General features: G+C 37.9%; 21 protein-coding genes. 12 read left to right on the forward strand and 9 right to left on the reverse strand.

Annotation, left to right across the window (positions count from 1 at the left end; genetic code table 11):
• Nucleotides 1-19: 19 nt before the first annotated feature.
• A complete protein-coding gene (locus tag GM418_RS26670) occupies nt 20-2,503 on the reverse strand; it encodes an alkaline phosphatase D family protein (RefSeq protein WP_158870655.1) in 2,484 nt (827 codons plus the stop codon).
• A gap of 199 nt (nt 2,504-2,702) precedes the next feature.
• Nucleotides 2,703-3,716, reverse strand: a complete 1,014-nt coding sequence (locus tag GM418_RS26675) for a GntR family transcriptional regulator (RefSeq protein WP_158870657.1) — start codon at nt 3,714-3,716, stop codon at nt 2,703-2,705.
• A gap of 137 nt (nt 3,717-3,853) precedes the next feature.
• Between GM418_RS26675 and GM418_RS26680 the strand changes: the two genes are divergently transcribed.
• Entirely contained in the window at nt 3,854-5,125 is a 1,272-nt protein-coding gene (locus GM418_RS26680; protein WP_158870659.1) for a PQQ-dependent sugar dehydrogenase, read from the forward strand.
• A 51-nt stretch (nt 5,126-5,176) separates the two neighbouring features.
• On the forward strand, nt 5,177-5,635 hold the full coding sequence (locus GM418_RS26685; RefSeq protein WP_158870661.1) for a c-type cytochrome: 459 nt from the start codon (nt 5,177-5,179) through the stop codon (nt 5,633-5,635).
• A 4-nt stretch (nt 5,636-5,639) separates the two neighbouring features.
• On the opposite strand, the gene GM418_RS26690 is transcribed toward GM418_RS26685, so the two are convergent.
• Nucleotides 5,640-7,553, reverse strand: a complete 1,914-nt coding sequence (locus GM418_RS26690; RefSeq protein ID WP_158870663.1) for an OmpA family protein — start codon at nt 7,551-7,553, stop codon at nt 5,640-5,642.
• A gap of 261 nt (nt 7,554-7,814) precedes the next feature.
• Between GM418_RS26690 and GM418_RS26695 the strand changes: the two genes are divergently transcribed.
• Nucleotides 7,815-8,000, forward strand: a complete 186-nt coding sequence (locus GM418_RS26695) for a hypothetical protein (RefSeq protein ID WP_158870665.1) — start codon at nt 7,815-7,817, stop codon at nt 7,998-8,000.
• Between the two features lie 108 nt (nt 8,001-8,108).
• Here the strand turns inward: GM418_RS26695 and GM418_RS26700 are convergent, their stop codons facing one another.
• Nucleotides 8,109-8,594 carry a PaaI family thioesterase gene (locus tag GM418_RS26700; protein ID WP_158870667.1) on the reverse strand — a complete coding sequence of 162 codons (486 nt, stop codon included), beginning with the start codon at nt 8,592-8,594 and terminating at the stop codon, nt 8,109-8,111.
• 56 nt (nt 8,595-8,650) lie between these two features.
• The gene (locus GM418_RS26705) at nt 8,651-9,469 is read right to left on the reverse strand and encodes a prohibitin family protein (RefSeq protein ID WP_158870669.1); all 819 of its coding nucleotides are present in this window, start codon (nt 9,467-9,469) and stop codon (nt 8,651-8,653) included.
• A gap of 140 nt (nt 9,470-9,609) precedes the next feature.
• On the opposite strand from GM418_RS26705, the gene GM418_RS26710 reads away from it, so the two are divergent.
• From GM418_RS26710 to GM418_RS26725, 4 genes are all read left to right on the forward strand, one after another.
• Nucleotides 9,610-10,722 carry a gamma-glutamyl-gamma-aminobutyrate hydrolase family protein gene (locus tag GM418_RS26710; protein ID WP_158870671.1) on the forward strand — a complete coding sequence of 371 codons (1,113 nt, stop codon included), beginning with the start codon at nt 9,610-9,612 and terminating at the stop codon, nt 10,720-10,722.
• Between the two features lie 100 nt (nt 10,723-10,822).
• A complete protein-coding gene (locus GM418_RS26715; protein WP_158870673.1) occupies nt 10,823-12,010 on the forward strand; it encodes an MFS transporter in 1,188 nt (395 codons plus the stop codon).
• A gap of 133 nt (nt 12,011-12,143) precedes the next feature.
• A complete protein-coding gene (locus GM418_RS26720) occupies nt 12,144-13,718 on the forward strand; it encodes a peptide chain release factor 3 (protein ID WP_158870675.1) in 1,575 nt (524 codons plus the stop codon).
• An 18-nt stretch (nt 13,719-13,736) separates the two neighbouring features.
• Nucleotides 13,737-14,315 carry a DUF2179 domain-containing protein gene (locus GM418_RS26725; RefSeq protein WP_158870677.1) on the forward strand — a complete coding sequence of 193 codons (579 nt, stop codon included), beginning with the start codon at nt 13,737-13,739 and terminating at the stop codon, nt 14,313-14,315.
• A 30-nt stretch (nt 14,316-14,345) separates the two neighbouring features.
• Here GM418_RS26725 and GM418_RS26730 read toward each other — a convergent pair whose 3' ends face one another.
• On the reverse strand, nt 14,346-15,422 hold the full coding sequence (locus GM418_RS26730) for an NAD(P)H-dependent flavin oxidoreductase (protein WP_158870679.1): 1,077 nt from the start codon (nt 15,420-15,422) through the stop codon (nt 14,346-14,348).
• Nucleotides 15,423-15,715: 293 nt separating this feature from the next.
• Between GM418_RS26730 and GM418_RS26735 the strand changes: the two genes are divergently transcribed.
• The gene (locus GM418_RS26735; protein WP_158870681.1) at nt 15,716-17,056 is read left to right on the forward strand and encodes a hypothetical protein; all 1,341 of its coding nucleotides are present in this window, start codon (nt 15,716-15,718) and stop codon (nt 17,054-17,056) included.
• Here GM418_RS26735 and GM418_RS26740 read toward each other — a convergent pair.
• Entirely contained in the window at nt 17,053-17,688 is a 636-nt protein-coding gene (locus tag GM418_RS26740; protein ID WP_158870683.1) for a cyclase family protein, read from the reverse strand. The two genes, GM418_RS26735 and GM418_RS26740, sit on opposite strands and share 4 nt — an antisense overlap.
• A gap of 184 nt (nt 17,689-17,872) precedes the next feature.
• Between GM418_RS26740 and GM418_RS26745 the strand changes: the two genes are divergently transcribed.
• Both GM418_RS26745 and GM418_RS26750 read left to right on the forward strand, forming a co-directional pair.
• Entirely contained in the window at nt 17,873-18,775 is a 903-nt protein-coding gene (locus tag GM418_RS26745) for a fructosamine kinase family protein (RefSeq protein WP_158870685.1), read from the forward strand.
• Between the two features lie 80 nt (nt 18,776-18,855).
• Entirely contained in the window at nt 18,856-19,998 is a 1,143-nt protein-coding gene (locus GM418_RS26750) for a pyridoxal phosphate-dependent aminotransferase (protein WP_158870686.1), read from the forward strand.
• 4 nt (nt 19,999-20,002) lie between these two features.
• On the opposite strand, the gene GM418_RS26755 is transcribed toward GM418_RS26750, so the two are convergent.
• The gene (locus GM418_RS26755; RefSeq protein WP_158870688.1) at nt 20,003-20,515 is read right to left on the reverse strand and encodes a nitroreductase family protein; all 513 of its coding nucleotides are present in this window, start codon (nt 20,513-20,515) and stop codon (nt 20,003-20,005) included.
• A 261-nt stretch (nt 20,516-20,776) separates the two neighbouring features.
• Here GM418_RS26755 and GM418_RS26760 point away from each other — a divergent pair, with 261 nt between their 5' ends.
• Entirely contained in the window at nt 20,777-21,247 is a 471-nt protein-coding gene (locus GM418_RS26760; protein WP_158870690.1) for a hypothetical protein, read from the forward strand.
• A 50-nt stretch (nt 21,248-21,297) separates the two neighbouring features.
• Here GM418_RS26760 and GM418_RS26765 read toward each other — a convergent pair whose 3' ends face one another.
• Entirely contained in the window at nt 21,298-21,489 is a 192-nt protein-coding gene (locus GM418_RS26765; protein WP_158870692.1) for a hypothetical protein, read from the reverse strand.
• 229 nt (nt 21,490-21,718) lie between these two features.
• Here GM418_RS26765 and secA point away from each other — a divergent pair, with 229 nt between their 5' ends.
• The gene (gene secA, locus GM418_RS26770; RefSeq protein ID WP_158870694.1) at nt 21,719-25,039 is read left to right on the forward strand and encodes a preprotein translocase subunit SecA; all 3,321 of its coding nucleotides are present in this window, start codon (nt 21,719-21,721) and stop codon (nt 25,037-25,039) included.
• Nucleotides 25,040-25,059 lie beyond the last annotated feature (20 nt).

Genomic DNA, 25,059 nt, shown 5'->3' on the forward strand with positions numbered 1-25,059 from the left:
CTTTCTTTTCTAACTAAACTTAAAATTCTACTGCTATTTTTTGACTATTGTTCTTTGCTTCTGTTTTTAGATTTTTGAACTCTTTTATATTATCGCCCTCACCAATTTTAATATCAAAGGTGCCGGGATGGAACAGTTTTACCTGTACTGAGTTTCCTTTCATTCTATATATACGAATCAAATCATTGCTACTTGATTTTCTCACTTCTATCAGTTGGTTGGGTTTATTAACCACAATTTCCGGAAGCACATTTTCTGCGCCCATTCCGAAATTATCGAATTGTGATAGTTCCATTGGCCAGCCGGGGAATTCATCACGCACAGGATTAGGGTTATCAACGTCTGCTTTAAAGCGCCATGCATCTATTTTTATTGATCGTTCATTTTTGTCAAATGTAACAAAGCCAAAACCGGAAGAACGAATTTGAGCGTGATTATACCGGCTTTCACTATCGATTGTAATTTTCCCGGGATTCCCAACAGCATATACATAATTCTTATTTCCAAATGCATCGGTATATTTTCCCGTATTCGGATAACCATGTTCCGGGCGATCAAGCACCGGATAGCCGACTTCATCGGGTAAAAACCAGCGTAAGTACATTACTGCAATTGCCGGAGTACAGAAACTCCACCCGGCATCGCGATAATCTTCCAGTCCGTATTGCACCAGCGTTGGCAAATGTTGATCGCCGTTAATATGAAAAACAGCTCCTTTACGCATTAGTTTGATTACTTTATCCCGGCCCGATTTTGGCCATCCTCCTGAATCTAAATCACCGTACAGATACCCTTCCAATCCGCCGTGATGTGTAGCGGCATTGGCAAAAACAGTTTGAGAAAGCAAAACTTTCATATCTACATCTTTCCAGTCTGTAATCCAGTTGTTGAGAAATTTCATTTGCCTGTCGCCTAATAGCTTCACCCCTGTTTTATCCAGAAATGAAAGGTCTTCTCGCGGTTCAACCATATGATCGTGTCTTCCTTCCCAATCAGAAACGGCTTCCGGACCGGTTTTGAAAATGCGGTCGCTTACAATGGCAAAACTGATTCTTCCGTAATTTAAACCAGTGTACCAAACGCTCATTCCCTGCTCAATTGGCGTCGGATCAACCGGGTCAGGTAACTGTCCGCATTGCGTGCGGTTAACGACGTTTACCATTTTCACCGACTGCATAAAACCTCGTGTGTCAGAACTTCCTGCGCCACCCGGTTTGGCAACTCCGCTTTCACCCCATAAATTTCCATGAAAAACATCATGATCGTCGGGTGTACATATGGCTGGTATGTCACGTAATAAATCTCTGAATGCCCAGCCAAACATATAATATTTTCCGAGGTAATTGACTATCGATATATCTTCAGGCTCCCTTTTTATTCCATACCCGCCATTTCCCTCATAAATCTGATCACCGGAGAAATAAAGAATGTCAGGGTTTAATTTCTTTAGATTCTCTACCAATGGTGTATATGGAAACCCAAAATGAAACTGACAGGTTAAACCACCAAATTTCAGAGGTTTATCAACCGGATCTTTACGAATGGTACCGGCATAATAATCAGGAGTTTTTTTGCCTGTCTTATCGGTTTCAATATATTCAATTCTGTATTCTGTGTCTTTTGTGTCATCCCAGTTTTCGAGTTTAAAAACCGCAGTTCTGGAATTTGGCTCAATGGTTTTACTATCGACGGTTTCCCAATTTTCTTCTTTTTTTAGCTGAAGGCTCACTTCCTGATTATCGTCTTCACCGATAGGTGGGAGCAAAGCCATCAGTTTAACCGTTTTATTACTCAAAGTGTACATCGTCCAAAGAATTGGACCAAATGCATTTTCCTGTTTTTCAATTACTTTTGATCCCGAAAATTCAAAATCATCAAAAGAGAATTTTGATTTTCCTGGTTTTTCTGTTTCGCCCATAGGTAAATTATTGGCAATGGCAACCAGGCCTTGAATTCCTTCACCATCCACAACGAGCTCTTCGGTTTTTATTCCGTTTTTATCAACTACATCGAGTTTTAGCTTTGTTGTGCTCCCCGTAACCGTAATTGTAAACTCATCAAAATCAAAACCTTCGGGTAAATCTACTTTTTGGTCTTTCAGAAAAACATAGCCATTCAAATTGACACCTGCTTTTATACCGCCACCAAAATAACAGGCCGCCCGAACATCAGGATCTTCATCGTCTTTCATTCCAACCAGAAAGCCTGCTGAACCCGGCGCACTGCCTTTGTCTTCAAGCATTACTTTTGCTGACAATTTAAAATCGCCCATTTCTTCAGAAATTACATGGGTAAGTAGATTGACCCTTGAATTTTGAATCCCGCCCACGCAATATAGTTTTCCGTTTTCCACTTTCCAGTCTTCCAGCGGTACAGACCAGAAGTCTTTTCCTACCCAGATTCTGTCGTTAGTCAGATCAAAATTGGTTTTAAACTCAAGTTTTTGTTTACAAGAAACCGTAAAAAGTAAAAAAGCAATTAAAGCAATTCCTGGAAATTTCATTTTAATTGGTTTAGATAATTGTACAACTAAAAATTTTAGATTTTCGTCTATCTAAATTGACGAATTTTTATACGCAAACACATATACTTTTTGAGAATAAAACAAACCTAAAGTATTTGAAAATCAAATTTACGACAATACATTCAGATTATTTTTCTATTCTCACAATATATTTTCTAAAAAATGAATGCGAATAATTTTAGAGTGAATTGCGCTTGATGAATGTAAACGGGCTCTTAATCCGGTAAAAATTTTTACTTACAATCATTTCAGCCGCAATACGTCCCATCTCATCGTGATTGGTTGAGATGGTGGTAATTCCATCCTCCAAAATTTCTTTTACAGAGTTGTCATTGTATGCTACAACACCCACGTCGTGCCCCAGCTTCCAAAAATTGCTTTTACAGACTTTGATAAACTGATATAAGTCTTCATCAGAAACTAAAACAAATGCTTCGTCCTTTTTTACGTTATTATCGCTAAACTCTTCGATGATAGAAAAAGGTAAGTCGTTTACCTGGCAAAATATTTGAAACCCACGAACAATGTACCGGGAATAATATTGATTTGAAGGAAAAACAAGGTTTATTTTTTTGTATTTCCGAATCAGGTCAATACCATTTCCAAGTGCCGATTGAATGTCTTTTTCATATTCCTGGTAAACAACCGGATATTCTTTTAAAGACTCCATATTTCGGTCGATTAAAAGTACTTTCTCTTTTTGAATTTTTTTTATAATGTTTATGGCCTGTTGATTGTCACTTTTAAAATGTGGAAGTATTATAAAATAGTCGTAGCTTGAGATCTGGTCGTTAATAATATCTTCGAATTGTGACAAGTCGTAATTGTAAATAAAAACATCAACACTTGCCTTGGTGCCTAAAGTTTCAATCAATGAATAGTAAATACTTCGTTTATAGTTACTTAATTTGTTCAAAATAAGGGCCACTTTCAATTTTTTGAATACGCTGACCTGATTAACATAGTAACCTTTTCCCCGAACAGATGAAAGGATACCTTTCTTTTTTAAAAAAACATACGCTTTTTCAACCGTGTCTCTCGAAAGTAATAAATCTTCACTTGTCTCATTAATCGACGGAACACGTTGTCCTTTTTTAAAAATCCCCGATTCGATATCGGAAATAATAATATTCACAACCTGCTTGTATTTTGGAATTTCGGAATCGTGATTTATACGTAAATACTTGTTCATTTCTCAGTAGTTCAGGACAAAATTATAAAAGTGTTTGTGAGATAGACCATAAAACAGGCATTAAATTTTTTAACTTAAATATTTCTGAACTTTTGTGTGATTATCGCGTTAAACAAACAGAATTAAAAAAACGAATCATGAAAAATTTATTTCCCGTAATTCTTATCTCGTTTTTAATTTTTTCCTGTGGTCAACAGGAGCATAAAACAACTCAGGTGCCCGATCCAGACAATGGAGGTTTAACTTTACCAGAAGGATTCTCAGCCCTCGTAGTTGCTGACGAAATCGGAAAAGGAAGACACATAACAGTAAACGAAAATGGTGATATTTATGTTTCTCTCAGACAGCAAGCGGATAACAAAGGTATCGCCTGTTTAAGAGACACTTCCGGAAATGGAAAAGCAGATGTTGTTGAATACACCGGAGAACACACAGGTACAGGAATTAAACTGCACAAAGGATATTTATATTTTGGTGCTGATACAGCTATTGTCCGCTACCCGATAACACCCGGAGAACTTGTTCCTGGAAATGAATGGCAGATGATTGCCCGTGGTTTTCCAAATGAACGTCAACATGAAGCAAAACCTATGGCATTTGATGGAAAAGGAAACATGTATGTAAATGTGGGGGCACCGTCGAATGCCTGCATGGAACAATCAAGAACAAAGGGATCGCCGGGAATGGATCCGTGTCCGTTGCTTGAAAACTCAGGTGGTACATGGAAATTTAAGGCCGATGTTTTAAATCAGGATCAAATGATTGATGGAGTTCGTTATGTAACCGGAATCAGAAACGGAATGGCCAACTTTTGGAATACCGCTGTTGACGAACTATACGTGGTTCAACATGGCCGCGACCAGCTCGACCAGTTTTTTCCAGAGCTGTATGACGCTGAAGATAATGCCGAATTACCTGCCGAAGAATTATTCCTCGCTACTGAAGGTTCTGATTTTGGATGGCCTTATTGTTATTATGACCAACTCAAGGAAAAGAAAGTTTTGGGACCTGAGTATGGAGGCGATGGTGAAATACAGGGCAGATGTGAAACAAAATCAGATCCGGTAATGGCTTTTCCCGGGCATTTAGCTCCGAACGATTTGCTGTTCTATACCGGCGACATGTTTCCGGAAAGATACAAGAATGGTGCTTTTATTGCTTTTCATGGTTCATGGAATCGTGCACCTGAACCACAAAAGGGGTATTTTGTTGTTTTTGTGCCTTTTGACGGCTCCTTACCATCAGGAGACTGGGAAATTTTTGCAGATGGATTTGCAGGAACAGACAACATAATGAGTACACGTGATGCGGAACACCGGCCTTGCGGATTGGCACAAGGCCCCGATGGTGCTTTGTATGTAGTTGATAGCATTGATGGAAAAGTATGGAAAATTATGTACTCCTCATAAAATAATACAGAAACATTTAACCAAAAATATTTTATATAATTAATAATACCCATGAAATATAAGTTTGCGCTTTTAGTAATATCTGCAGTTCTTTTTGCTGCCTGCGGAGGGAGTAATCAAAAAAACGAAAAATCAGTTATTTCGCAACCCGATCAGTCGGCTCCGGTAACTGAAAAAGCGGCCACTCAAAAGGAACATCCTGGAAAAAAAGTGTACGATTCTGTATGTTTGGTTTGCCACATGGCTGATGGATCAGGAGTTCCGGGAATGCATCCCCCGATTTATGAGTCTGATTTTGTAAACGGTGACGCCGAACAGCTAATAAAAATTATTCTGGAGGGTATGTCAGGGAAAGTGGAAGTTAAAGGAGAAACATACAATAGTATTATGCCTCCTCAGGCGCATCTTTCCAATCAGCAAATTGCTGATGTTTTAAGCTACGTTAGAAGCAGCTTTGGAAATAATTCCGGTCCGATTTTACCGGAAGATGTACAAAAACTTAGAAAGTAGAATATTATTTACCAAGGATTTTAATTGTTGTGCGCCGGTTCAACTGGCGCCCTTCTTCTGTTTTGTTGCTAGCAACAGGCTGGTCTTGTCCGAATCCTTTTGAACGAAGACGAGATTTGTTGATCCCATTTTGTATCAGGTATTCTGCCACCGATTTTGCACGCATTTCTGAAAGCTCTTCGTTTTTATCCTGGTTTCCCGTATCGTCTGTATGTCCCTGGATTTCTATCAACAATGAAGGATTATTCTCCAAAAAGCCGATTAGCTTATTTAGCTCAGGTTCTGATTTTGATAAAATAGAGAATGAATCGGTTTCAAAATAGATATTATACAAATTCATTTCGGCTCCCAATTCAACGGGTTGAAGTTCAATAGTAAAAATATATGGTTCACGAAGCGTTTTTGCATCTTCAAGGCGGAAAGCCTGCGAATAAAACAAATATCCTTCTTTTGAAACATTGAAGGCATAATTTGTTCCTAAAGGAATACAAACCAGCAGTTCTCCTGAATCATCGGTTTTTTCTACCCGCACATTATTGCTTTCTGAAAGATCAACTAAATTAATGCTTGCACGGATTGCCTGCTTTGTTTTGGCATCAATCACACTCGTTTTTGCATAGGTAACAGGTGTTGGCCTGATGCTTTCATCGAGTTCAAATCTGTAAATATCCAGCCCTGATATTTCATTGCGCGCAGAAGCAAAATAGGCGTTTCTTCCATCGGCGCTGATGTTTAAACCCTGCTCGTCGTTTTGTGTATTGACAGGGTATCCAAGGTTTACCGGCTTTGAAAAAACAGAATCAGCAGATAATTTGGATGTAAATATATCATAACCGCCCATTCCGGTATGGTAGTCAGAAACAAAATAAAAATTCCTGTTGTTTGGATGAATAAAAGGAGAAATCTCATTTCCCTCTGTATTTATATTCTCCCCCAAATTTTCAGGTTCTCCCCAAATAATATTTCCAATCGGGTCAAATCCTTTAAATTCAATTTTCCAGATGTCTTTATTTCCCATTCCACCGTTCCGGTTGCTCGAAAAGTATAAAAAGCGGTTATCAGAGGAAAAAGCAGGCTGCGACTCCCAATTTCCGGTATTTACCGGCGCTCCTGCATTTTTTGCCTGCGTCCATTTCTGGTTCGTAAAACGCGAATAATAAATATCACAACTTCCTTTACCGTCGTATCGGTTGCAGGCAGTAAAAAACAGTAATTTCTCATCGGCAGAAAGTATTTCGGCACCTTCATTTTGATGGGTGTTTATTTCGCTTATTGGTTGGGCCTTATTCCAGCCTGCAGAATTTAACTCAGAAAAATAAAAATCTTCCTGTGGGATCCGTCCCGGGATTCTTATCAGGCGGGTGAAAACAAGCTTTTTTTGGTCGAGTGAAATGACCGGCCAGTATTCGTCGTTATTTGAATTTACATTGTTACTTAGTCTTTGAGGATTAAAATCGACAGGATTGTTTTTTGCATTTATTGCAAACTTGCAATTTTCTATCTGTCTTGCAATTTCAGATTTTCTTTCTTCTGAAATATTTCCGCTTTCAAAATAGGTCTTATAATGAAGAAGTGCGTTTTTATAATTAGCCAACGAAAAATAAGCTTCAGCCAAATAAAAGTTTATGAGTGGTTTTTCTGCAATATTCTGAGCCAATATAAGATTTTTGATTTCCAGTTCAGCGTTTTTCATTTCCTTGTAAACATCTGACAATAGAAGATAAGCATCCTGAAAGCCGGAATCTTTTTCTATGATTTTATTCAACTCTCCAATAGCTGACGAAAAATCCTGATTTTTATAATATAGCAAAGCATTATCAAACTGTTTTTGAATTCTTTGATTTGATTGTCCTTCTGAAAAAAAGGGAGTTGTAAAAAAGAATATAAAAATGAGAAACAGGAATTTTTTCGGTAGCATATTTTGCTTCATTTTTATTAACTTGTTATTCGATAAACGATTAAAAGAATGTTCTATTTTCCCGGAAAAAGCGATTAAGGGAATAAAACAGAAATTCAAATTAAACGTTATAAAAATTAAACGTTTAGTTTTCAATGAGAAAGAAAAGTAAAAATTTTTTCGAACAGAATATGCAGATAAGTAAAAAATATTTATTTTTCGGCTGTATGAAATTAAATTATTTAAACACTTTATTTTTATTTTAAGCAACTTTCAAAAGAAATGAAGAAAAAGATTATTAAAAAAGGCAATCATCGTTTTGCAGATGACTCCGATTTTAATTCAAACAGAAAAGCAGGTAGCTCCAAAAGCAAAAGCTCCAAAAAAAGATTGTCAATTTATGAAGATTTCGAAGATGAAGATGATGATTTTCAGAACTACGAAAAATTCAAAAAGAAACGTAAATAGACGAATCTTTTCCAGTCTCCAACTTTTTTCGCAAGATTAAAATGAGATAAATTTTCAACATATAGTTTTTTACCCCAGACTTCCGACAAAGGATTATTCCTGTTTGTTCTATTCGTAAAATGCCTCAATACCGGGATAGTGGTATTTAGCTTTTGCAATTTTTTCAGGAAAACAAAAATAGTCAGCCTTTGCATGCAGGCATTCTTTGCCTTCACCGTCGAGCAGAGTGCATTCTATTTTGGCAATTTTTCCTTCTGTAGAAGTTAGTTTACCTTTTATGGTTACTTCACCTTTTGAAATGTAAACAGGTTTTAAATAATCAATATTTAATGAAGAAGTCACTCCCGAAGTATTTTTTTTAAGCAAAACAATCCATCCGGCAAGTTCGTCAACCAATGTAGCCTGAATTCCGCCATGTAAAACTCCTAACCATCCTTCCATCGATTTGCTTGGCATCCATTTGGCAACTATTTCCTCGCCGTTTTCCCAAAATTCCAGTTTTAGCCCCATCTCATTAAAAGGTGAACACCCAAAACAGTTATACTCTTTTCTTGATGAATCTTTTTCGGTAAAAGGATTTTTGATTTTTTTCATAAAATTGTTTAAAACAAAAACAGGCCGGAAAAACCAGCCTGTTAAATAATATATTATTAGTTATTCCCAAGTATTAACGGTAATCCTTCATCGCCGCTACCTATAATAACTACCTTTGAGTTTGGCGATTCGGCCAGTTGTATGGTTGCTTCAATTCCACGCTGTTGCAAAATTGCCTTTGTTAAACTGGCATTGATAATCCGGTTGTAGTTGGCAATCCCTTCTGCTTCAATCCGGCGGCGTTCAGCTTCCGATTCTTCCCGTTGCAAACGGAACTCGTAAGCCAAGGCTTCCTGTTCCTGTTTAAGTTTACTTTCAATGGCACCTTTTATTTGTTCCGGCAAATTAATAGAACGAATAAGTAACGCACGCATGTTAATATGGTTTTCTTCCAGAACTTTACGCGTTTCGTCTTTTATCGTTTGCTCTACTTCGGCCCTTTTTGTTGAATAAATTTCTTCAGCAGTATAACGCCCGGCAACCTGACGAACAGCGGAACGAACTTCAGGAACAACCAGCACGTTGATATAGTTGACTCCAAATTGTTCGTGCAGATATCCTATTTTATCATAAATAGGATTAAACCGTACGGTGATATCTGTATTAATTGATAACCCGTTTTTATCAAGTACATCCATGGTTTCTTCACGCTGCTGTTCACGCACATTGTAAATGTACATTTCATTCCACGGTGCAATAATGTGAAACCCTTCTCCATAAACATGTTCCTTGTCTAAACCAGTTGTATAAGGCCTGAAAACTACACCTCGTTCTCCGGCTTCTATTATTAAAAACATACGCCCGCCAAACAGCAATAGCACAATTAAAACCACAACTGCAATAACGATGTAAGAAGTCTTAAAATTGAATTTCATAATAAGTAGTTTTTTGTTTAATCACAAATTTACAAAGTTTGGGGAGTCTGCAAATTATAATATCACTTTATTCATAGAATATGTAAAAACTGTTTTGTAACGATTATGATTATTATATTTGAATTCAAATACCCGAGAATATGAAAAAAAGAATATTTTTATTATTTCTGGTTTTTGCAGTTATCACCACGAGTGCCCAGGATTTTTTTCACCAGGAATTTAATAACCGTAAAAAATACGTTCTTCTTACCAATCCAACAGTCAGGAATTTAAAAACAGTCCGCTATCTTGAAAATGCCGGTTTACTTGATATAAAAAAAGGAAAAACACGGTTTGTTGGTGTTTATTTTGAAGGACAGAACTACGATTTTGGCGAAACCAAAGCATATATTCGGGAAAACAACTTGAAGAATTTTTATTTACACGAAATAAAGGGAGATTTAACTGAGGATAATCTTTTTGAGAAAAATGATTGTACTGCAGATTTGGAATTGATTTTTAAAAACTCAGTGGGCGTGTTCTTTTTTGGCGGGCCTGATATTCCTCCCGGCGTATACGGTGAAAAAAATACTCGCTCTATTGTAACCGACCCTGCCCGTCATTACTTTGAAACTACTTTTCTTTTTCATCTTCTGGGGAGTTCGCGGAATGAACAATATGAGCCTTTTTTAAAAGAAAAACCAAAGTATTTGGTCACAGGGTTTTGCCTCGGAATGCAAACAATGAATGTAGCTACCGGCGGGACGTTGATACAGGATATTCCTTCCGAAATTTTTGGTGCTGAAAATCCTGAAGCTGCTTTAAAAATAGGCCGTACAAATTTACATCGTAACTACTGGCAGGAAATTGTTGAAGACACCTTACTTATGGGAATAAATCTTCATACAATAAAATTTACTGATAATCCTTTTTTTGGTGATGTTGTAAAGGTTTCGAAACGCTGGGAGCCGCGTATATACAGCAGTCATCATCAGGCTGCTGAGAAGCTTGGAAAAGGATTGGAAGTAACAGCTCTTTCTCCTGATGGAAAAATTGTAGAAGGACTTGTTCACAGCGTTTATCCCAATGTTTTTGCTGTTCAGTTTCACCCCGAAGTTCCCGGCCTGTACGAAGATTTGTATGTAAGGAAGTTTCATCCCGAAGACGAAGCAATGAGTTATAACGACATTATTGGAAAACAAAGTGTTAAGTTTCACGAGCGTTACTGGGAACACATCTCTAAAATCATTAGAAAAGCAAAGAATAAAAGATAAAGTCGTTTTCAATTTCTTAACGTATCATTGATATTTGCCCCGATAATAAGTAGATATCCTGCTTTTCATAATTTTGCCCTCTTATTACAAAAATAGAGAAATGACGGGAATTGCACTTGGTAATATGGAGTTGGCGATTGATAAAAAGCGGGCGAGGCTGGCGGTTTCTTTGGTATACTTTTGTATGGGGCTGGCCTTTGCTTCCTGGGCAAGTCGTATACCGGATATAAAAACAACACTTCAACTTAGCGATGGTGTTTTTGGAAGTATTCTGTTTGCACTTCCCGTCGGACAATTTTTGATGATGCCTTTTTCAGGAAAGCTTGTTACCCGTTTTGGAAGTCATAATGTTTTAAAATTTGCTTTACCTGCCTACACCTTTGCTTTAAGTGGTATTGGATTAGTGCAGGCTGGCTGGCAATTGGCCGGTGTTCTTTTTCTTTTTGGCATTTTTGGAAACATGTGTAATATTTCAGTAAATACTCAGGGAGTTGCAGCTGAACGCCTTTATGGCCGTCCAATTATGGCTTCATTTCATGGCGGTTGGAGCCTGGCAGGATTTACAGGAGCGCTTATTGGTTTGGTAATGGTAAATTTGAAAGTGGCTCCATTCTGGCACTTTGTTGTAATAATTCTGATCGTTTGGGGCATTGTAAAAATTAATTACCCTTACTTGTTGCGCAGTGAGGCACACAAAGGGAAAAATGAACCACGTCGGAAATTTTTTATGAAACCCGACGGGATTTTGCTGCAACTCGGTATAATAGGTTTTTTTAGTATGGCCAGCGAGGGAGCCATGTTTGATTGGAGCGGAGTCTATTTTAAAGATGTAGTAAAAGCACCTGATTCTTTGGTTATTCTCGGATATACTTCTTTTATGATTATGATGGCGACAGGCCGCTTTCTGGCTGATTACCTGATTTCAAAAATAGGTCGAAAACGGTTAATGCGAATTTGCGGAATTATGATTTCAGGCGGACTTTTCACCTCTGTTATTTTTCCATACCTGATTCCCAGTACCATCGCATTTATGATGGTCGGACTGGGAGTTTCCAGCATTGTACCTACTGTTTACAGCACAGCTGGCAAGCAACATAAAATTCCACCCGGAATTGCTCTGGCAACCGTTTCAAGCGTAAGTTTTCTGGGATTCCTGATGGGACCGCCTCTTATCGGTTTTATTGCTGAGGCTTTTGGATTACGTTATTCTTATGCGGTTATTGGCGTTTTTGGAATCGGGATTACACTTTTGGTTGCCAAAGTTAAAGCCTTACAAAGCGAAGGCTAAAGTGTTCGCTGTTGAAGATGAGATTTGTTTTAAGAGCACGTTTTTAATACCGGGCAGATGTAATCTTTTTGCATATAATATTAAACTTAAAACATCTTTACTATTTTTGCGGCCTCAATTAATAGGGTGTTATATGAAATTTCTGGATGAAATAAAACGACGACGAACCTTTGGGATTGTAAGCCACCCGGATGCGGGGAAAACAACACTTACCGAAAAGTTGCTGCTTTTTGGAGGAGCTATTCGTGTTGCAGGCGCGGTGAAAAGCAATAAAATAAAAAAAGGTGCTACATCGGATTTTATGGAAATTGAACGCCAGCGTGGTATTTCTGTTGCTACTTCAGTTATGGGTTTTGAATACGATGGCTACAAAGTAAACATTCTTGACACGCCAGGTCACCAGGATTTTCAGGAAGACACGTTTCGCACCCTCACAGCGGTTGACAGTGTTATTATTGTCATTGACGCGGCAAAAGGAGTAGAACCGCAGACTGAAAAACTAATGAATGTTTGCCGGATGCGTAAAACGCCGGTTATTGTTTTTGTAAATAAAATGGACCGTCCGGCGGGTGACTCGTTTACTCTGATGGATGAGATTGAAGAACAGCTGAAAATTCAGGTTCGTCCTTTGAGCTGGCCAATAAACAACGGGCCCGATTTTAAAGGGGTGTACAATATTTTTAATCGTAGCTTAAAGCTTTTTAATCCAAATATTCAGGAAATTGAAGAACGAATAAAGTTTGAGGACATCAGCAGTCCCGACCTGGAGGATCACATTGGTGACGATGCAGAAACGCTGCGCGAAGAGCTGGAACTGGTCGAAGGGGTTTATCCGGAATTTAATAGTGAAGAATATCTGGCCGGCGATTTGGCTCCGGTATTTTTTGGCTCGGCATTATATAATTTTGGAGTTCAGGAATTACTGGATGCTTTTTTACAAATTGCACCTTCGCCAAAACCCAGTTTTGCAGAAGAACGTGAAGTAAAACCTGATGAAAGTGGTTTCTCAGGATTTGTTTTTAAAATTCACGCCAATATTGATCCGAATCACCGCAGCAGAATTGCCTTTGTAAAAATCTGTTCGGGAAAATTTGAACGAAATAAGATGTATAAACACATCCGTTCCGGGAAAACAGTGCGTATTTCCAGCCCAACAGCTTTTATGGCATCTCAGAAAGAAATAGTTGAAGAGGCTTTTCCCGGCGACATAATAGGCGTTCCCGATAACGGCAACTTTATAATCGGCGATACAATTACGGATAACGAAGAGATTCATTTTAAGGGACTTCCCAGTTTTTCACCTGAGTTGTTCCGGTATATTGAAAATGCAGACCCGATGAAGTCAAAACAATTGGCAAAAGGAATTGACCAATTGATGGATGAAGGAGTTGCACAGCTATTTACCAGCCAGTTTAACGGTCGTAAAATTATTGGTACTGTAGGACAGTTGCAGTTTGAGGTAATTCAATATCGTTTGGAACATGAATACAATGCCAAATGCCGTTTCGAACCACTATCGATGTATAAAGCATGTTGGATTGAATCGGATGACCCAAAAATTCTTACGGAATTTAAAAAACGAAAGCATCAAAAAATGGCAAAAGACAAATTGGGAAGAGATGTTTTTATGGCCGATTCATCTTTTATTTTGCAAATGGCGCAGGATGAGTTTAAGGGTATAAAATTTCATTTCACATCAGAATTTTAAATACCTTTGATAGAAAAAATGGTCATCCTTGATACTTTCTATGACAGCTCAACTTTTACTTATTTTGTACTTCCTTTTCTGATTTTCCTGTCACGAATTCTGGACGTTACAATTGGAACCATTCGTATTGTTATGGTTTCAAAAGGGCAGAAATTATGGGCACCATTTTTAGGTTTTTTTGAGGTGTTTATTTGGCTGGTTGCTATTTCTAAAATATTTCAGGATTTAGACAACTGGGCTTGTTATTTTGCTTATGCGGGAGGTTTTGCCACCGGAAATTATATCGGTTTGATAATTGAAGAGAAACTTGCTGTTGGCATTGTAAAAATTCAGATAATAACACGAAAGGAAGCTGCCAGCTTAATAAGCAATTTAAAAGGATCCGGGTACGGAATTACACATCACAATGCCCGGGGAGGATCTGAAAGTGTAAGCATTATTTACAGCATCATCAAACGAACAGAGATTCAAAAGGTAGAGCGGATTGTGAAGGAAACCAATCCAAACGCCTTTTATTCCATTGAGGATGTAAAATCAGTTAGTCGTGGTGTATATCATCCTAAACCTGTTCGCCGCCGCATGCGCAAAGGAAAATAAAAAAGACGGCTTTTGACCGTCTTCCTGTTTTTATTTAACCGATACCGCCTCTTTAAATTCTCGTATTATTGAATCAAAAGTTTCTTTTACGGAAATTATTTTGGATGATCTGAATGCATTTGAACCTGCAAAAGCATATCCACCGTTAAAATTTCCTTTCATTGCACTCATTAAAGCTGCGAAAATGCAATAGGGTGTTTTTTCAAAATTGCACGTTTTTAAACATTTGTAAGGGCATTTCACCGGTTTTTTTTCACCGCGGTTAATTTTTTCAATAAATTCATTCCTTATGGCTCTTCCCGGCAATCCAACCGGACTTTGAATAATTTCCATGTCCTCTTCTTTTGAATCGATATAGGTTTGTTTAAATGCCCGGGAAGCGTCGCATTCGTCGGTCGTTACAAACCGTGTTCCCATTTGCACTCCGGACGCACCCAAATCCATAATTTTTTTGATGTCGGAGCCGGTATATATTCCACCGGCAGCTATTACCGGTATATTTTTATTGTATTTTTCCTCAAAGGGTTTTACATGACTAACAACCTCAGGAACCAGTTTTTCAAGGGCAAAATCAGGATTATCCAGTTGTTCGCGTTTGAAACCTAAATGTCCGCCGGCTTTGGGACCTTCAACAACAAAAGCATCAGGCAAATAATCATAAAGTTGTTTCCATTTTTTACATAAAATTTCGGCTGCTCTTCCGGAAGAAACAATAGGAACCAACTTGGTTTTTGAACCTTTTGTCAAAAATTCCGGTAAGTTCATTGGCAGGCCTGCACCGGAAAAAATAATATCCACTTTTTCTGAAATGGCTGTTTTTACCATATCCGAAAAGTTGGTCAGCGCCACCATAATATTTACACCTATAATTCCATTTGTTTTTTCTTTTGCTGTTTGAATTTCTCTTTTTAATGCCCGAATATTTGCTTCAATAAAATCGCGTGCGTAGTCCTTTTCAAACATTCCGATTCCAACGGCAGCTATTACGCCAACGCCTCCTTCATTTGCGACTGCTGCAGCAAGCTTTGACATTGATATACCAATTCCCATACCTCCTTGTATGATCGGAAGTTTAATGCTTAAATCTCCAATATTTAAAACTTTCATTTTTAGTTTTTAATGTGAATTTGGCAAAGGTAATTGTAATCATGGCGCGAAATTGACTAATTATTATTTAGACATGATTTAATTACTGGTACGAAATATTGTTGTAGAATCATTTTAATGAAATGAACATGAGTTATTTGTGACGTTTTTGTGATTTACTTTGAGTTTTCTTAATTTGAACTTTTTAACCATATTTTCAGGTTTTCAGCGCATATTTTTTTAAAAATATTTTAAACAAGGATTGTAGTCAAGCTCTTTTTTATTTAACTTACAAAACATAACTTTTTGAAATTATGAAAACCAGTCGGCGTAGTTTTTTAAATACTACTGTAAAAGCGGGGGCAGCGATGGCAGTTGTTCCAGGAATTAGTTTTTCGCAGCAAAGTTCTGTAAAGATAGAAGTTGTTAATCCTCGAAATCGCGTACCCGTTAGTTTGATTATCGATGATTCTACCACGCTTGTAAACATGGCTTATTACGGGATTCCGCAATTTGCTGAGGTTTTCCCTGAAAATTACAAGCAGAACTGGAGAAAGCTGCCGCATGAAATCCCGGACAGTTTTGTTCGTGAATTTGGTGAATGGGCAATAGAGAATGGGGTGAAAGGAAAATACAGTATTGTTCCCTATCCGGCGTGCACAGGGTGGGTGAGTCGATTTATTCCAGGATGGACTGAAAGAGAACTGCAGAATAGTCTTAATCTTGTTCGAGAGGTTATTTTGCCCAACTGGGATATTCACCCCGAAATGATTAGTCATACCCGTGTGATTGATATTAAAACCGGGAAACCTTTTCCGCATGCAACGCCTGAATACATGGAAAACTGGGAGTGGAGCCAAAATAAAAGTGCTGATGAGTTGGGAGCATATCAGGCCTACGCGTTAAATATTTTGAAGGAAGCAGGATTACCTTGCGAGGGAATAACAACTCCAGGGGGGTATGCCGGACGGAATCAGGATAATCTCGCTTTGGGAACTTTACAAGCAGTTCGCGATGTTTATGGTGCTGAAATTCCACATTATTTTAGAGATTTGTATACAGAAAAGGATAAAAGTGTTGCCCCGCAAGTAAGATTTCCTTCCGGTTTGGATACAGACGATCCTAAATGTGTGGTTTCAATTTTGGGTTGTACCGGAGACTGGTTTGGCGGCTGGGATGGATTGGTACCCGGCGATGTGAATAAATTTATTACATCCGATTTACAACAGGGAAGGATGGTTGAGGTTATTGATTCAGGAGAGCCCGCTGTTATGGTTTGTCACTGGCCCGGAATTTATTACAATGGCGAAAAAGTTGGATTTAATATTTTAAAACAGGTGGTGCATCGGTTGAATCAAAAATACGACCATTTAACTTGGATGAAACTTGCGGAGATTTCGCGTTATTGGGCAGCAAAAGAATTAACAACTATTGAGGCGGACAAAAAGACTATCCGTTTAAAAGCACCTTTTGCCGCCAACGATTTTACGATAAAAGTAAACGGTCGCGTTCGTAAAGTTAAAATCAACAATCAGATCGTTTTAAATCAGGTTTCGAAAAAAAATGAAATAAAAACGAACTCATTTTATTCCGATAATTCTGAGTCTCTTTTGTGTTTTAATCTAGAAAAGGGAGTTACAGAAATATCTGTCTAGTCAACTCTGAAAATTGCCCGAACAGGAGAACCATCTGCTTTTTCATATTTTAAAGGAAAGCAGGAAAATTCTCCTGTAGCTTCTTTTAGGCTTTCAGGAAAAACAAGGTTTTCAATAATAATCAAACCTTTTTCAAAAATGGAATAGTGATTTTTGTAATCGTTGCTTTCCATCGGGTCAACGGAAATGACATCAAAACCAATACCTTTTAATTTAAAAGAAAGCAAATATTCTGTCGCTTCTGAATTCAAAACAGGGAATCTGCCAAAATATTCTTCTTCGCCCCAATAGCGGCTCCATCCCGTTTTGAATAGTACAAAATCGGTTTTGGAAATCGATTCTTTGTAATTCACCAAAATATCTTTCCCGATGATTTGAACGTCAGATGAAACAGAAATAATCAATGCTTGTCCTAAAAAAGAATCAATATTCATTTCATTCAGAAAAAGGCCATCTTTTAACATGTGGGCAGGGGCATCAATATGTGTTCCCAAATGCGAGTGAAATCTAAAATGGGTTTCACGATAGCCATTTTTTTCAATAGTTGCAGTGGCAGTAAATTGAGGTGAAGAGATTCCCGGATAGACAGGACTTTCATTGTTTAACCGATGTGTTAAATCGTAGAGTTTCATTCACAAATTTTTATTCAAAACTAATTATCTTTTATGGGTTGGTAAAAAATTTATAAGATAGTTTACTCAACAAAAAGAGAAAACAAACGGCTATCCGAAAATAATAAGGAAATAATGATATAAGATGCTCCGTTTTTGCCTGTTTTTATTTTATCTTTTAACCTTATAATATTAACAGGTTGTTATGAGTTTGTTTCAAAACAAGTCTTTAGGGATTGAGGAAGAAGTAGAGAAAGCGCTAAGCAAAAAATTTGGAAAGGACGTTAAAATTCAATCTTCCGGCTCTTTGGGAGGAGGATGTATCAATCATGCATCGAAAATAAAAACAAATGTGGGTGAGTTTTTTTTGAAGTGGAACGCAAACTGTGCGGCAGATATTTTTTTGCGCGAGGCTGAAAGTCTGAAAGAGATGAATAAAGCGGCGAATGGAGAAATACTTGTTCCGGAAGTTTATGCCTCAAAAATGGTGGATAATACCCCTGGATTTTTGGTACAGGAATTTTTACCGCCAAGATATTCAAAAGCGGGTGACGACGAGAAACTGGGAGCTGGGTTGGCTGTCATTCATAAATATACCAACAAAAATAATGGTTTTTACAACGATAATTATTGTGGGGCCACGCAGCAAAATAATCGTTGGAACAAAAGCTGGGCTGAGTTTTTTCGCGATAATCGTTTAGGGTTTTTGCTCGACTTGATTCAGGATGAAAGACCTTTACCCGCTACTGAAATGCAGGCTTATGAAAAGCTTTTGGCCAGAATTCCGACGCTGATACCTGAAGAATCAACACCCGTTTTAATTCACGGCGATTTATGGTCGGGCAATTACATGATTACTGAAAAAGGTCCGGCTTTAATCGATCCGGCCTCATATTATGCCGACCGGGAAATGGAGTTTGCCATTATGACAATGTTTGGTGGTTTTAGTCAGCGTTTTTACGATGCCTACAATTCGGTAAATCCGTTGTTTTCTGACTGGCGCGACAGAAATCAACTGTACCAGTTGTACCATGTATTGAATCACTATTATTTGTTTGGAGGCGGATACCAAAGCCAGGCATATCAAATTGCCCGTTATTATATTTAATAAATCAGATAAATATGAGAAATGGTATTGCTGAACCATCAATTTCTGCATAATTTAGCTCCCAAAACCAAAAACGAGCAATGATAACACAAAAGGCAAAAGAGATAAAACCTTTTATTGTAATGGAGGTGATGGAGAAAGCTGCAGAGATGGAGCGAAAAGGAATAAATGTAATTCATCTCGAAGTGGGGGAACCCGATTTTAATGTGCCTCAATGTGTTTCTGAAGCTGTAAATCAGGCTTATGTTGAAGGAAGAACCCACTACACCCATAGTTTGGGAGATCCTGAATTAAGAGAAGAGATTGCAAAAAAGTACAAAAGGGAATATGATGTTACTGTTTCTCCTGAACAGATTATTGTAACTTCAGGAAGTTCGCCTGCAATTTTATTAACACTGGGCGTATTGTGTGAAGCTGAAGACGAAGTGATCCTTTCCGATCCTGGCTACGCTTGTTATCAGAATTTTATTCGCTTTATAGGGGCAAAAGCTGTTAAGGTTCCCGTTTATGAAGAAGATGGCTTTCAATACCGTCCGGAAGAAATTTGTAAAAGAATTTCAGAAAAAACAAAGGCTATTCTGATTAACAGTCCGATGAATCCAACGGGAAATCTGTTATCTCCGGAAGTTATGCAGGATTTGCTTAAGTTTGATGTTCCTGTTATTTCCGATGAGATTTATCACGGACTGGTTTATGAAAATCGTGCTCATTCCGTTTTGGAATATTCAAAGGATGCTTTTGTTTTAAATGGATTTTCAAAGTTATATGCCATGACCGGCTTGCGACTGGGATATGTAATTGCGCCACAGGAATATATTCGCCCCATGCAAAAGTTGCAACAGAATCTATTTATATGTGCAAGTTCAACCGCACAGCGAGCAGGAATTTCAGCCCTTAAAAATGCCGCGATAGAAGTTGAGCAGATGAGAAAAACCTATGACAAACGTCGGAAATATCTTGTTAACAGGCTTCAGAAAATGGGATTTAACATTTTAGTACCGCCAACCGGGGCATTTTATGTTTTTGTAAATGCAAAACATTTGTCAAACAACAGTTACAACCTGGCTTTCCATATTCTCGAAAATGCACATGTTGGAGTTACTCCCGGTGTTGATTTTGGTGAAAACGGAGAAGGCTTCCTTCGGTTTTCTTACGCCAATTCTATTGAAAATATAGAAGAGGGGTGTAACCGGCTTGAGAAATATTTAAAAAATAGAATCTAAAAAATCAAAAAGTTTCCCAGTGTGTGATTTCTTCCAGTGGTTTTCTTTTTTTCTCGGGAGCTGAAATATCGGGATATCCGAGCGGTAATATCACAACAGGCTCAATATGTTCAGGAATATTAAATAACTCAGAGCACTTTTTTGCATCAAAATTACAAACCCAGCAGGTTCCTAATCCAATTTCAACAGCCTGCAAAGTCATATGGTCGACTGCGATTGAAATATCAATATCAGCAGAATCTTTCCCATCCAATCTTCTTTTCCATGATTTTGAGTGGTCAGAACATGCAATTATAAGCACCGGAGCGGAGGTAATCCACTCGCGCGGATAAATAGCTTTTATCTTTTTCAAATTTTCAGTCTGTTGGACTACTATAAAATGCCAGGGCTGAAAGTTAACAGCCGACGGAGCCAATCTTCCGGCCTCTAAAATCATGTTTATTTTTGCCGGTTCAATGGCTGTGTTTTTAAAACTTCGAACAGAAAAACGGTTCTTTATCAGGTTTTGAAACTCCATTTTAAGACTTTTTTGTATTTTATTTATTTTTATAGTGTAAGCAAAAAGCCAAAAATAATTACAATCTGTTATTAAATGGCATTTTTGAGTTTAAATTATTTTTATTAAATCTAAATAATATGAAAAATTAAAATATACAAGATCTTTTCGACAAGCAAATATGTTATTTAGCAGTATAATTAAGTGAAACGACTTTGAAATTTAATCGTCTTATGGATACGAAACAAAACAGAAAACAATAATTAATTAAATTTTAAAGTCATGAAAAAGTTAAGTTTAGTATCCTTTCTAATTATTAGCCTATTTGTTGTATCAGTTTCTGCACATGCTACAGGAATGAGAAAAGAGTTCCGCGATTATGAAATTTCAACAGTTGATGACATTTTTATGAGTAAAAAAATTCAGCAGGTTTGGACAATTAGTTACGATTCAAATGAGTTGCCTGTAACAGTTATGAAACGCAAAACTTTGGAAGGGGTTGAGTATGTGGTTCATTCAAAATATTTTGATGTAAGCTATGCCAGTACTTCAGATGGTTTTGGAGCTAAAGAAATAAGAAATTCATGGAGACATGTTCCAAAAAAAATCAGTAACGCTGTTTTGAGTGGCGATGAAATGAAACGTCAGGAGGTTATTACACCAAACAAAGTTACTGACGAAACAGCATTAGGATTAATTGCCAGTTACTTACCGATGTTGGTAAACGATGACTACACTCATCTTTTAAATTAAGCAATATTAGACAGCATTTTTGAAACCGCGGGAAACCGCGGTTTTTTTGTTTATATACACCCGCATACCAATCCGTCCGCCAAACTGTCGAGTTGTTCTTCCACTGCCTTCTTTTCTTTATCGCTGCCTTTGCATGTGTTGCATACCGGAAGGAAAACCTCTTTGTTTATTTCTGAATTTTCAGAAGTAACGGCACTACGACAAACAAAACAGGTGTTTTTTATATTTTTTATTTCACTCATTACCTTAAAGCTTTGCGAAAGTACAAATTTTGAGAATGAGAATAAATTTCAATTCACCAAACCTCTCTTTTTTGTCACAATCTTAATTTAAAAACGGAAAATATGACGGGTTTTAACGATTTTACCTTTTTGGCACAATTATTATTATTTTGAATTTATTAGTTTTTTAAGCCTTTACAATTAACTACATTTGCACTGGCATATATTTAATGATTAAACGATTTTAGAAATGGCTTTTGTAACCAAAGTTTTGGGGAAATTACTGGGAAATAAATCAGAAAGAGATATTAAGGAAGTTTCGCCAATCGTAGAAAAGATAAAAGAAGAATACAACCGTATCACAAAGCTTTCAAACGACGATTTACGAAAAGAATCAGACAAACTGAAACAAATAATTAACGAAAGAATAAACCCTGAAGAGGATGAAATTGCATCGTTAAAAGAAAAAGTTGAAGAGGTCGATATTCAGGAAAGTGAAAAGATATATGAGCAGATTGACAAGCTCGAAGAAAAAATTGATGAAAAAATTGAGGAAGTTTTAAATGAAATTCTTCCTGCTGCTTTTGCGGTTGTTAAAGAAACAGCAAGCCGTTTTAACGATAATGAACAAATTGAAGTAACAGCAAACGACTTTGACAAAGACCTGGCTGCTACACGTAACAGCATAAACATAAAAGGAGATAAAGCCATTTGGGATAACAAATGGATTGCCGGGGGAAGTGAGATTACATGGAACATGGTTCACTACGATGTGCAGTTAATCGGAGGTGTGGTACTTCACCAGGGAAATATTGCTGAAATGGCAACCGGTGAAGGTAAAACGCTTGTTGCAACTCTGCCCGTTTTTTTGAATGCTTTGGCAGGTCGGGGGGTTCACGTAGTAACTGTAAATGACTATCTCTCAAAACGTGATGCTGAGTGGATGGGGCCAATATATGAATTCCACGGTTTAAGTGTAGATTGTATCGACAAACACCAGCCGAACTCAGAAGCACGAAGAAAAGCATATAACGCTGATGTAACCTTTGGAACCAACAATGAGTTTGGTTTTGATTATCTGCGCGACAATATGGCAATAAATCCCGAAGATTTGGTTCAGCGAAAACACAATTATGCTATTGTCGACGAGGTTGACTCGGTTTTGGTTGATGATGCTCGTACGCCATTAATCATTTCCGGACCTGTTCCCAAAGGCGAAAATCAACAGTTTGAAGAATTAAAAGATTACGTAGAAAGACTTTACAAAGCCCAGCGCGATTTAGTAGGCCGCATTTTTATTGATGCAAAAAAATTGCTCACAAAAGAAAATGCCAGCGATGAAGAGAAAAAAGAAGGGGGATTATTGCTTCTGCGCGCGCACAAAGGTCTTCCTAAAAATAAATCGATAATAAAATTTCTGAGTGAAGAAGGTGTAAAAGGTCTACTCCAGAAAACGGAGAACTTTTATATGCAGGAGAACAATAAAAATATGCATATTGTTACCGATCCTCTTTATTTTATCATTGAAGAAAAGCAAAATTCGGTTGAATTGACGGATAAAGGTATTGATCTGATTTCGGCCGGTTTTGATGACCCGGAGTTTTTTGTTCTTCCTGATATGGGAGGTAAAATGGCGGAACTGGAAAATGCGGGTTTGGAAAGAGATGATTTGCTGGAAAAAAAAGACAAACTTTTACAGGATTATTCTGTAAAATCTGAGCGTGTTCATACGATAAATCAGTTGTTGAAAGCATATACCATGTTTGAAAAGGATGTGGAGTATGTTGTAATCGACAATAAAGTAAAAATTGTAGACGAGCAAACAGGTCGTATAATGGAGGGACGTCGGTATTCCGACGGGCTACACCAGGCAATTGAGGCAAAAGAAAGGGTTAAAGTTGAGGCGGCAACTCAAACTTTTGCAACAATTACACTTCAGAACTATTTCAGAATGTACCACAAACTGGCCGGTATGACCGGTACAGCAGAAACAGAAGCAGGAGAATTGTGGGATATTTATAAACTTGAGGTAGTTGTTATTCCTACAAACCGGCCAATTATCAGAGATGATAGGGAAGATTTGGTATACAAAACAAAACGTGAAAAATACAATGCGGTAATCGATGAGATTGTAAAGCTGAATGGGGAAGGAAGACCTGCTTTGGTTGGTACAACATCAGTTGAAATCTCGGAGTTGTTGAGCCGAATGCTAAAAATACGCGGTATAAAGCACAATGTTTTGAACGCGAAATTGCATGCGCGTGAGGCTGATATTGTAGCTGAAGCCGGACGTTCAGGTACGGTAACAATTGCAACAAACATGGCAGGTCGTGGGACTGATATTAAACTAACGCCGGAAGTTAAAAAGGCCGGTGGACTGGCAATTATTGGCACAGAGCGGCATGATTCCAGAAGGGTTGACAGACAGTTGCGAGGGCGCGCCGGAAGACAGGGAGACCCAGGCTCTTCGCAGTTCTATGTCTCACTTGAGGATGATTTGATGCGTTTGTTTGGTTCCGACCGGATTTCCGGTGTGATGGATCGTTTGGGTTTGAAGGAAGGTGAGGTAATTCAGCATTCCATGATCTCAAAGTCAATTGAACGGGCGCAGCGTAAGGTGGAAGAAAATAACTTTGGAATCCGTAAACGGTTGCTGGAATATGACGATGTGATGAACTCGCAGCGTGAAGTGATTTACAAAAAACGAAAACATGCACTTTTCGGTGAGCGTTTGGAAGTGGATGTTTTGAACATGATGTACGATTCAGTAGAAGAGCTGGTAAATGAATATTTTGGCTCCGATATGTTTGAGGATTTTAATATGGAACTTTTGAGGCTACTTTCCATTGAATCTCCGGTTACTGAAGACGAGTTCAAAAAGATGAATACCACAGAGATTACCGAAGCAATTTATGAAAAAATGATTGCGGGTTACAACCGGAAGGTTGAAGCCATTTCGAAACAGGCATATCCGGTAATTAAAAATGTATATGAAACCAAATCGCAGCAGTATCAGAATATCGTGGTTCCAATTTCGGATGGGAAACGGGTATTCCAGATTATTTGCAACCTTGAAAAAGCCTATCAGAACAAAGGGAAGGAACTGGTAAAATCATATCAGAAACAGATTGTGCTTAGTACCATCGACGAGGCCTGGAAGGAACAGTTGCGCGAAATGGATGATTTAAAACAGTCGGTTCAGAACGCAACCTATGAACAAAAAGATCCACTTTTAATATACAAATTTGAATCGTTTAACCTTTTTAAAGTAATGGTTAACAAGGTCAATAAAGATGTGGTTTCCACATTAATGAAGGGGCAGATTCCGATTCAAAGTCCGGATCAGGTGAGGGAAGCGGAAGCCAGAAAACGAACGGATATGAGCCGGTACAAAACACAAAAATCAGACCTTCCGAATGTGGATAACCCGATGGAGGGAGCAAATACTCAAACTCAGGAAAAATCGAAACCACAGCCGGTTAAGGTTGAAAAGAGGGTAGGGCGAAATGATCCGTGCCCATGTGGAAGTGGAAAAAAATATAAACAATGTCACGGCCGGACAGGTGCATAAAATCTAAAATCAAAATATAG

It is taken from the genome of Maribellus comscasis (assembly GCF_009762775.1).
GTDB lineage: Bacteria > Bacteroidota > Bacteroidia > Bacteroidales > Prolixibacteraceae > Draconibacterium > Draconibacterium comscasis.

Bases quoted from the DNA above. Each gene is read 5' to 3' on its own strand.
- GM418_RS26670 (WP_158870655.1), bottom strand. From the start codon at position 2,503: ATGAAATTTCCAGGAATTGCTTTAATTGCTTTTTTACTTTTTACGGTT.
- GM418_RS26675 (WP_158870657.1), bottom strand. From the start codon at position 3,716: ATGAACAAGTATTTACGTATAAATCACGATTCCGAAATTCCAAAATAC.
- GM418_RS26680 (WP_158870659.1), top strand. From the start codon at position 3,854: ATGAAAAATTTATTTCCCGTAATTCTTATCTCGTTTTTAATTTTTTCC.
- GM418_RS26685 (WP_158870661.1), top strand. From the start codon at position 5,177: ATGAAATATAAGTTTGCGCTTTTAGTAATATCTGCAGTTCTTTTTGCT.
- GM418_RS26690 (WP_158870663.1), bottom strand. From the start codon at position 7,553: ATGCTACCGAAAAAATTCCTGTTTCTCATTTTTATATTCTTTTTTACA.
- GM418_RS26695 (WP_158870665.1), top strand. From the start codon at position 7,815: ATGAAGAAAAAGATTATTAAAAAAGGCAATCATCGTTTTGCAGATGAC.
- GM418_RS26700 (WP_158870667.1), bottom strand. From the start codon at position 8,594: ATGAAAAAAATCAAAAATCCTTTTACCGAAAAAGATTCATCAAGAAAA.
- GM418_RS26705 (WP_158870669.1), bottom strand. From the start codon at position 9,469: ATGAAATTCAATTTTAAGACTTCTTACATCGTTATTGCAGTTGTGGTT.
- GM418_RS26710 (WP_158870671.1), top strand. From the start codon at position 9,610: ATGAAAAAAAGAATATTTTTATTATTTCTGGTTTTTGCAGTTATCACC.
- GM418_RS26715 (WP_158870673.1), top strand. From the start codon at position 10,823: ATGACGGGAATTGCACTTGGTAATATGGAGTTGGCGATTGATAAAAAG.
- GM418_RS26720 (WP_158870675.1), top strand. From the start codon at position 12,144: ATGAAATTTCTGGATGAAATAAAACGACGACGAACCTTTGGGATTGTA.
- GM418_RS26725 (WP_158870677.1), top strand. From the start codon at position 13,737: ATGGTCATCCTTGATACTTTCTATGACAGCTCAACTTTTACTTATTTT.
- GM418_RS26730 (WP_158870679.1), bottom strand. From the start codon at position 15,422: ATGAAAGTTTTAAATATTGGAGATTTAAGCATTAAACTTCCGATCATA.
- GM418_RS26735 (WP_158870681.1), top strand. From the start codon at position 15,716: ATGAAAACCAGTCGGCGTAGTTTTTTAAATACTACTGTAAAAGCGGGG.
- GM418_RS26740 (WP_158870683.1), bottom strand. From the start codon at position 17,688: ATGAAACTCTACGATTTAACACATCGGTTAAACAATGAAAGTCCTGTC.
- GM418_RS26745 (WP_158870685.1), top strand. From the start codon at position 17,873: ATGAGTTTGTTTCAAAACAAGTCTTTAGGGATTGAGGAAGAAGTAGAG.
- GM418_RS26750 (WP_158870686.1), top strand. From the start codon at position 18,856: ATGATAACACAAAAGGCAAAAGAGATAAAACCTTTTATTGTAATGGAG.
- GM418_RS26755 (WP_158870688.1), bottom strand. From the start codon at position 20,515: ATGGAGTTTCAAAACCTGATAAAGAACCGTTTTTCTGTTCGAAGTTTT.
- GM418_RS26760 (WP_158870690.1), top strand. From the start codon at position 20,777: ATGAAAAAGTTAAGTTTAGTATCCTTTCTAATTATTAGCCTATTTGTT.
- GM418_RS26765 (WP_158870692.1), bottom strand. From the start codon at position 21,489: ATGAGTGAAATAAAAAATATAAAAAACACCTGTTTTGTTTGTCGTAGT.
- secA (WP_158870694.1), top strand. From the start codon at position 21,719: ATGGCTTTTGTAACCAAAGTTTTGGGGAAATTACTGGGAAATAAATCA.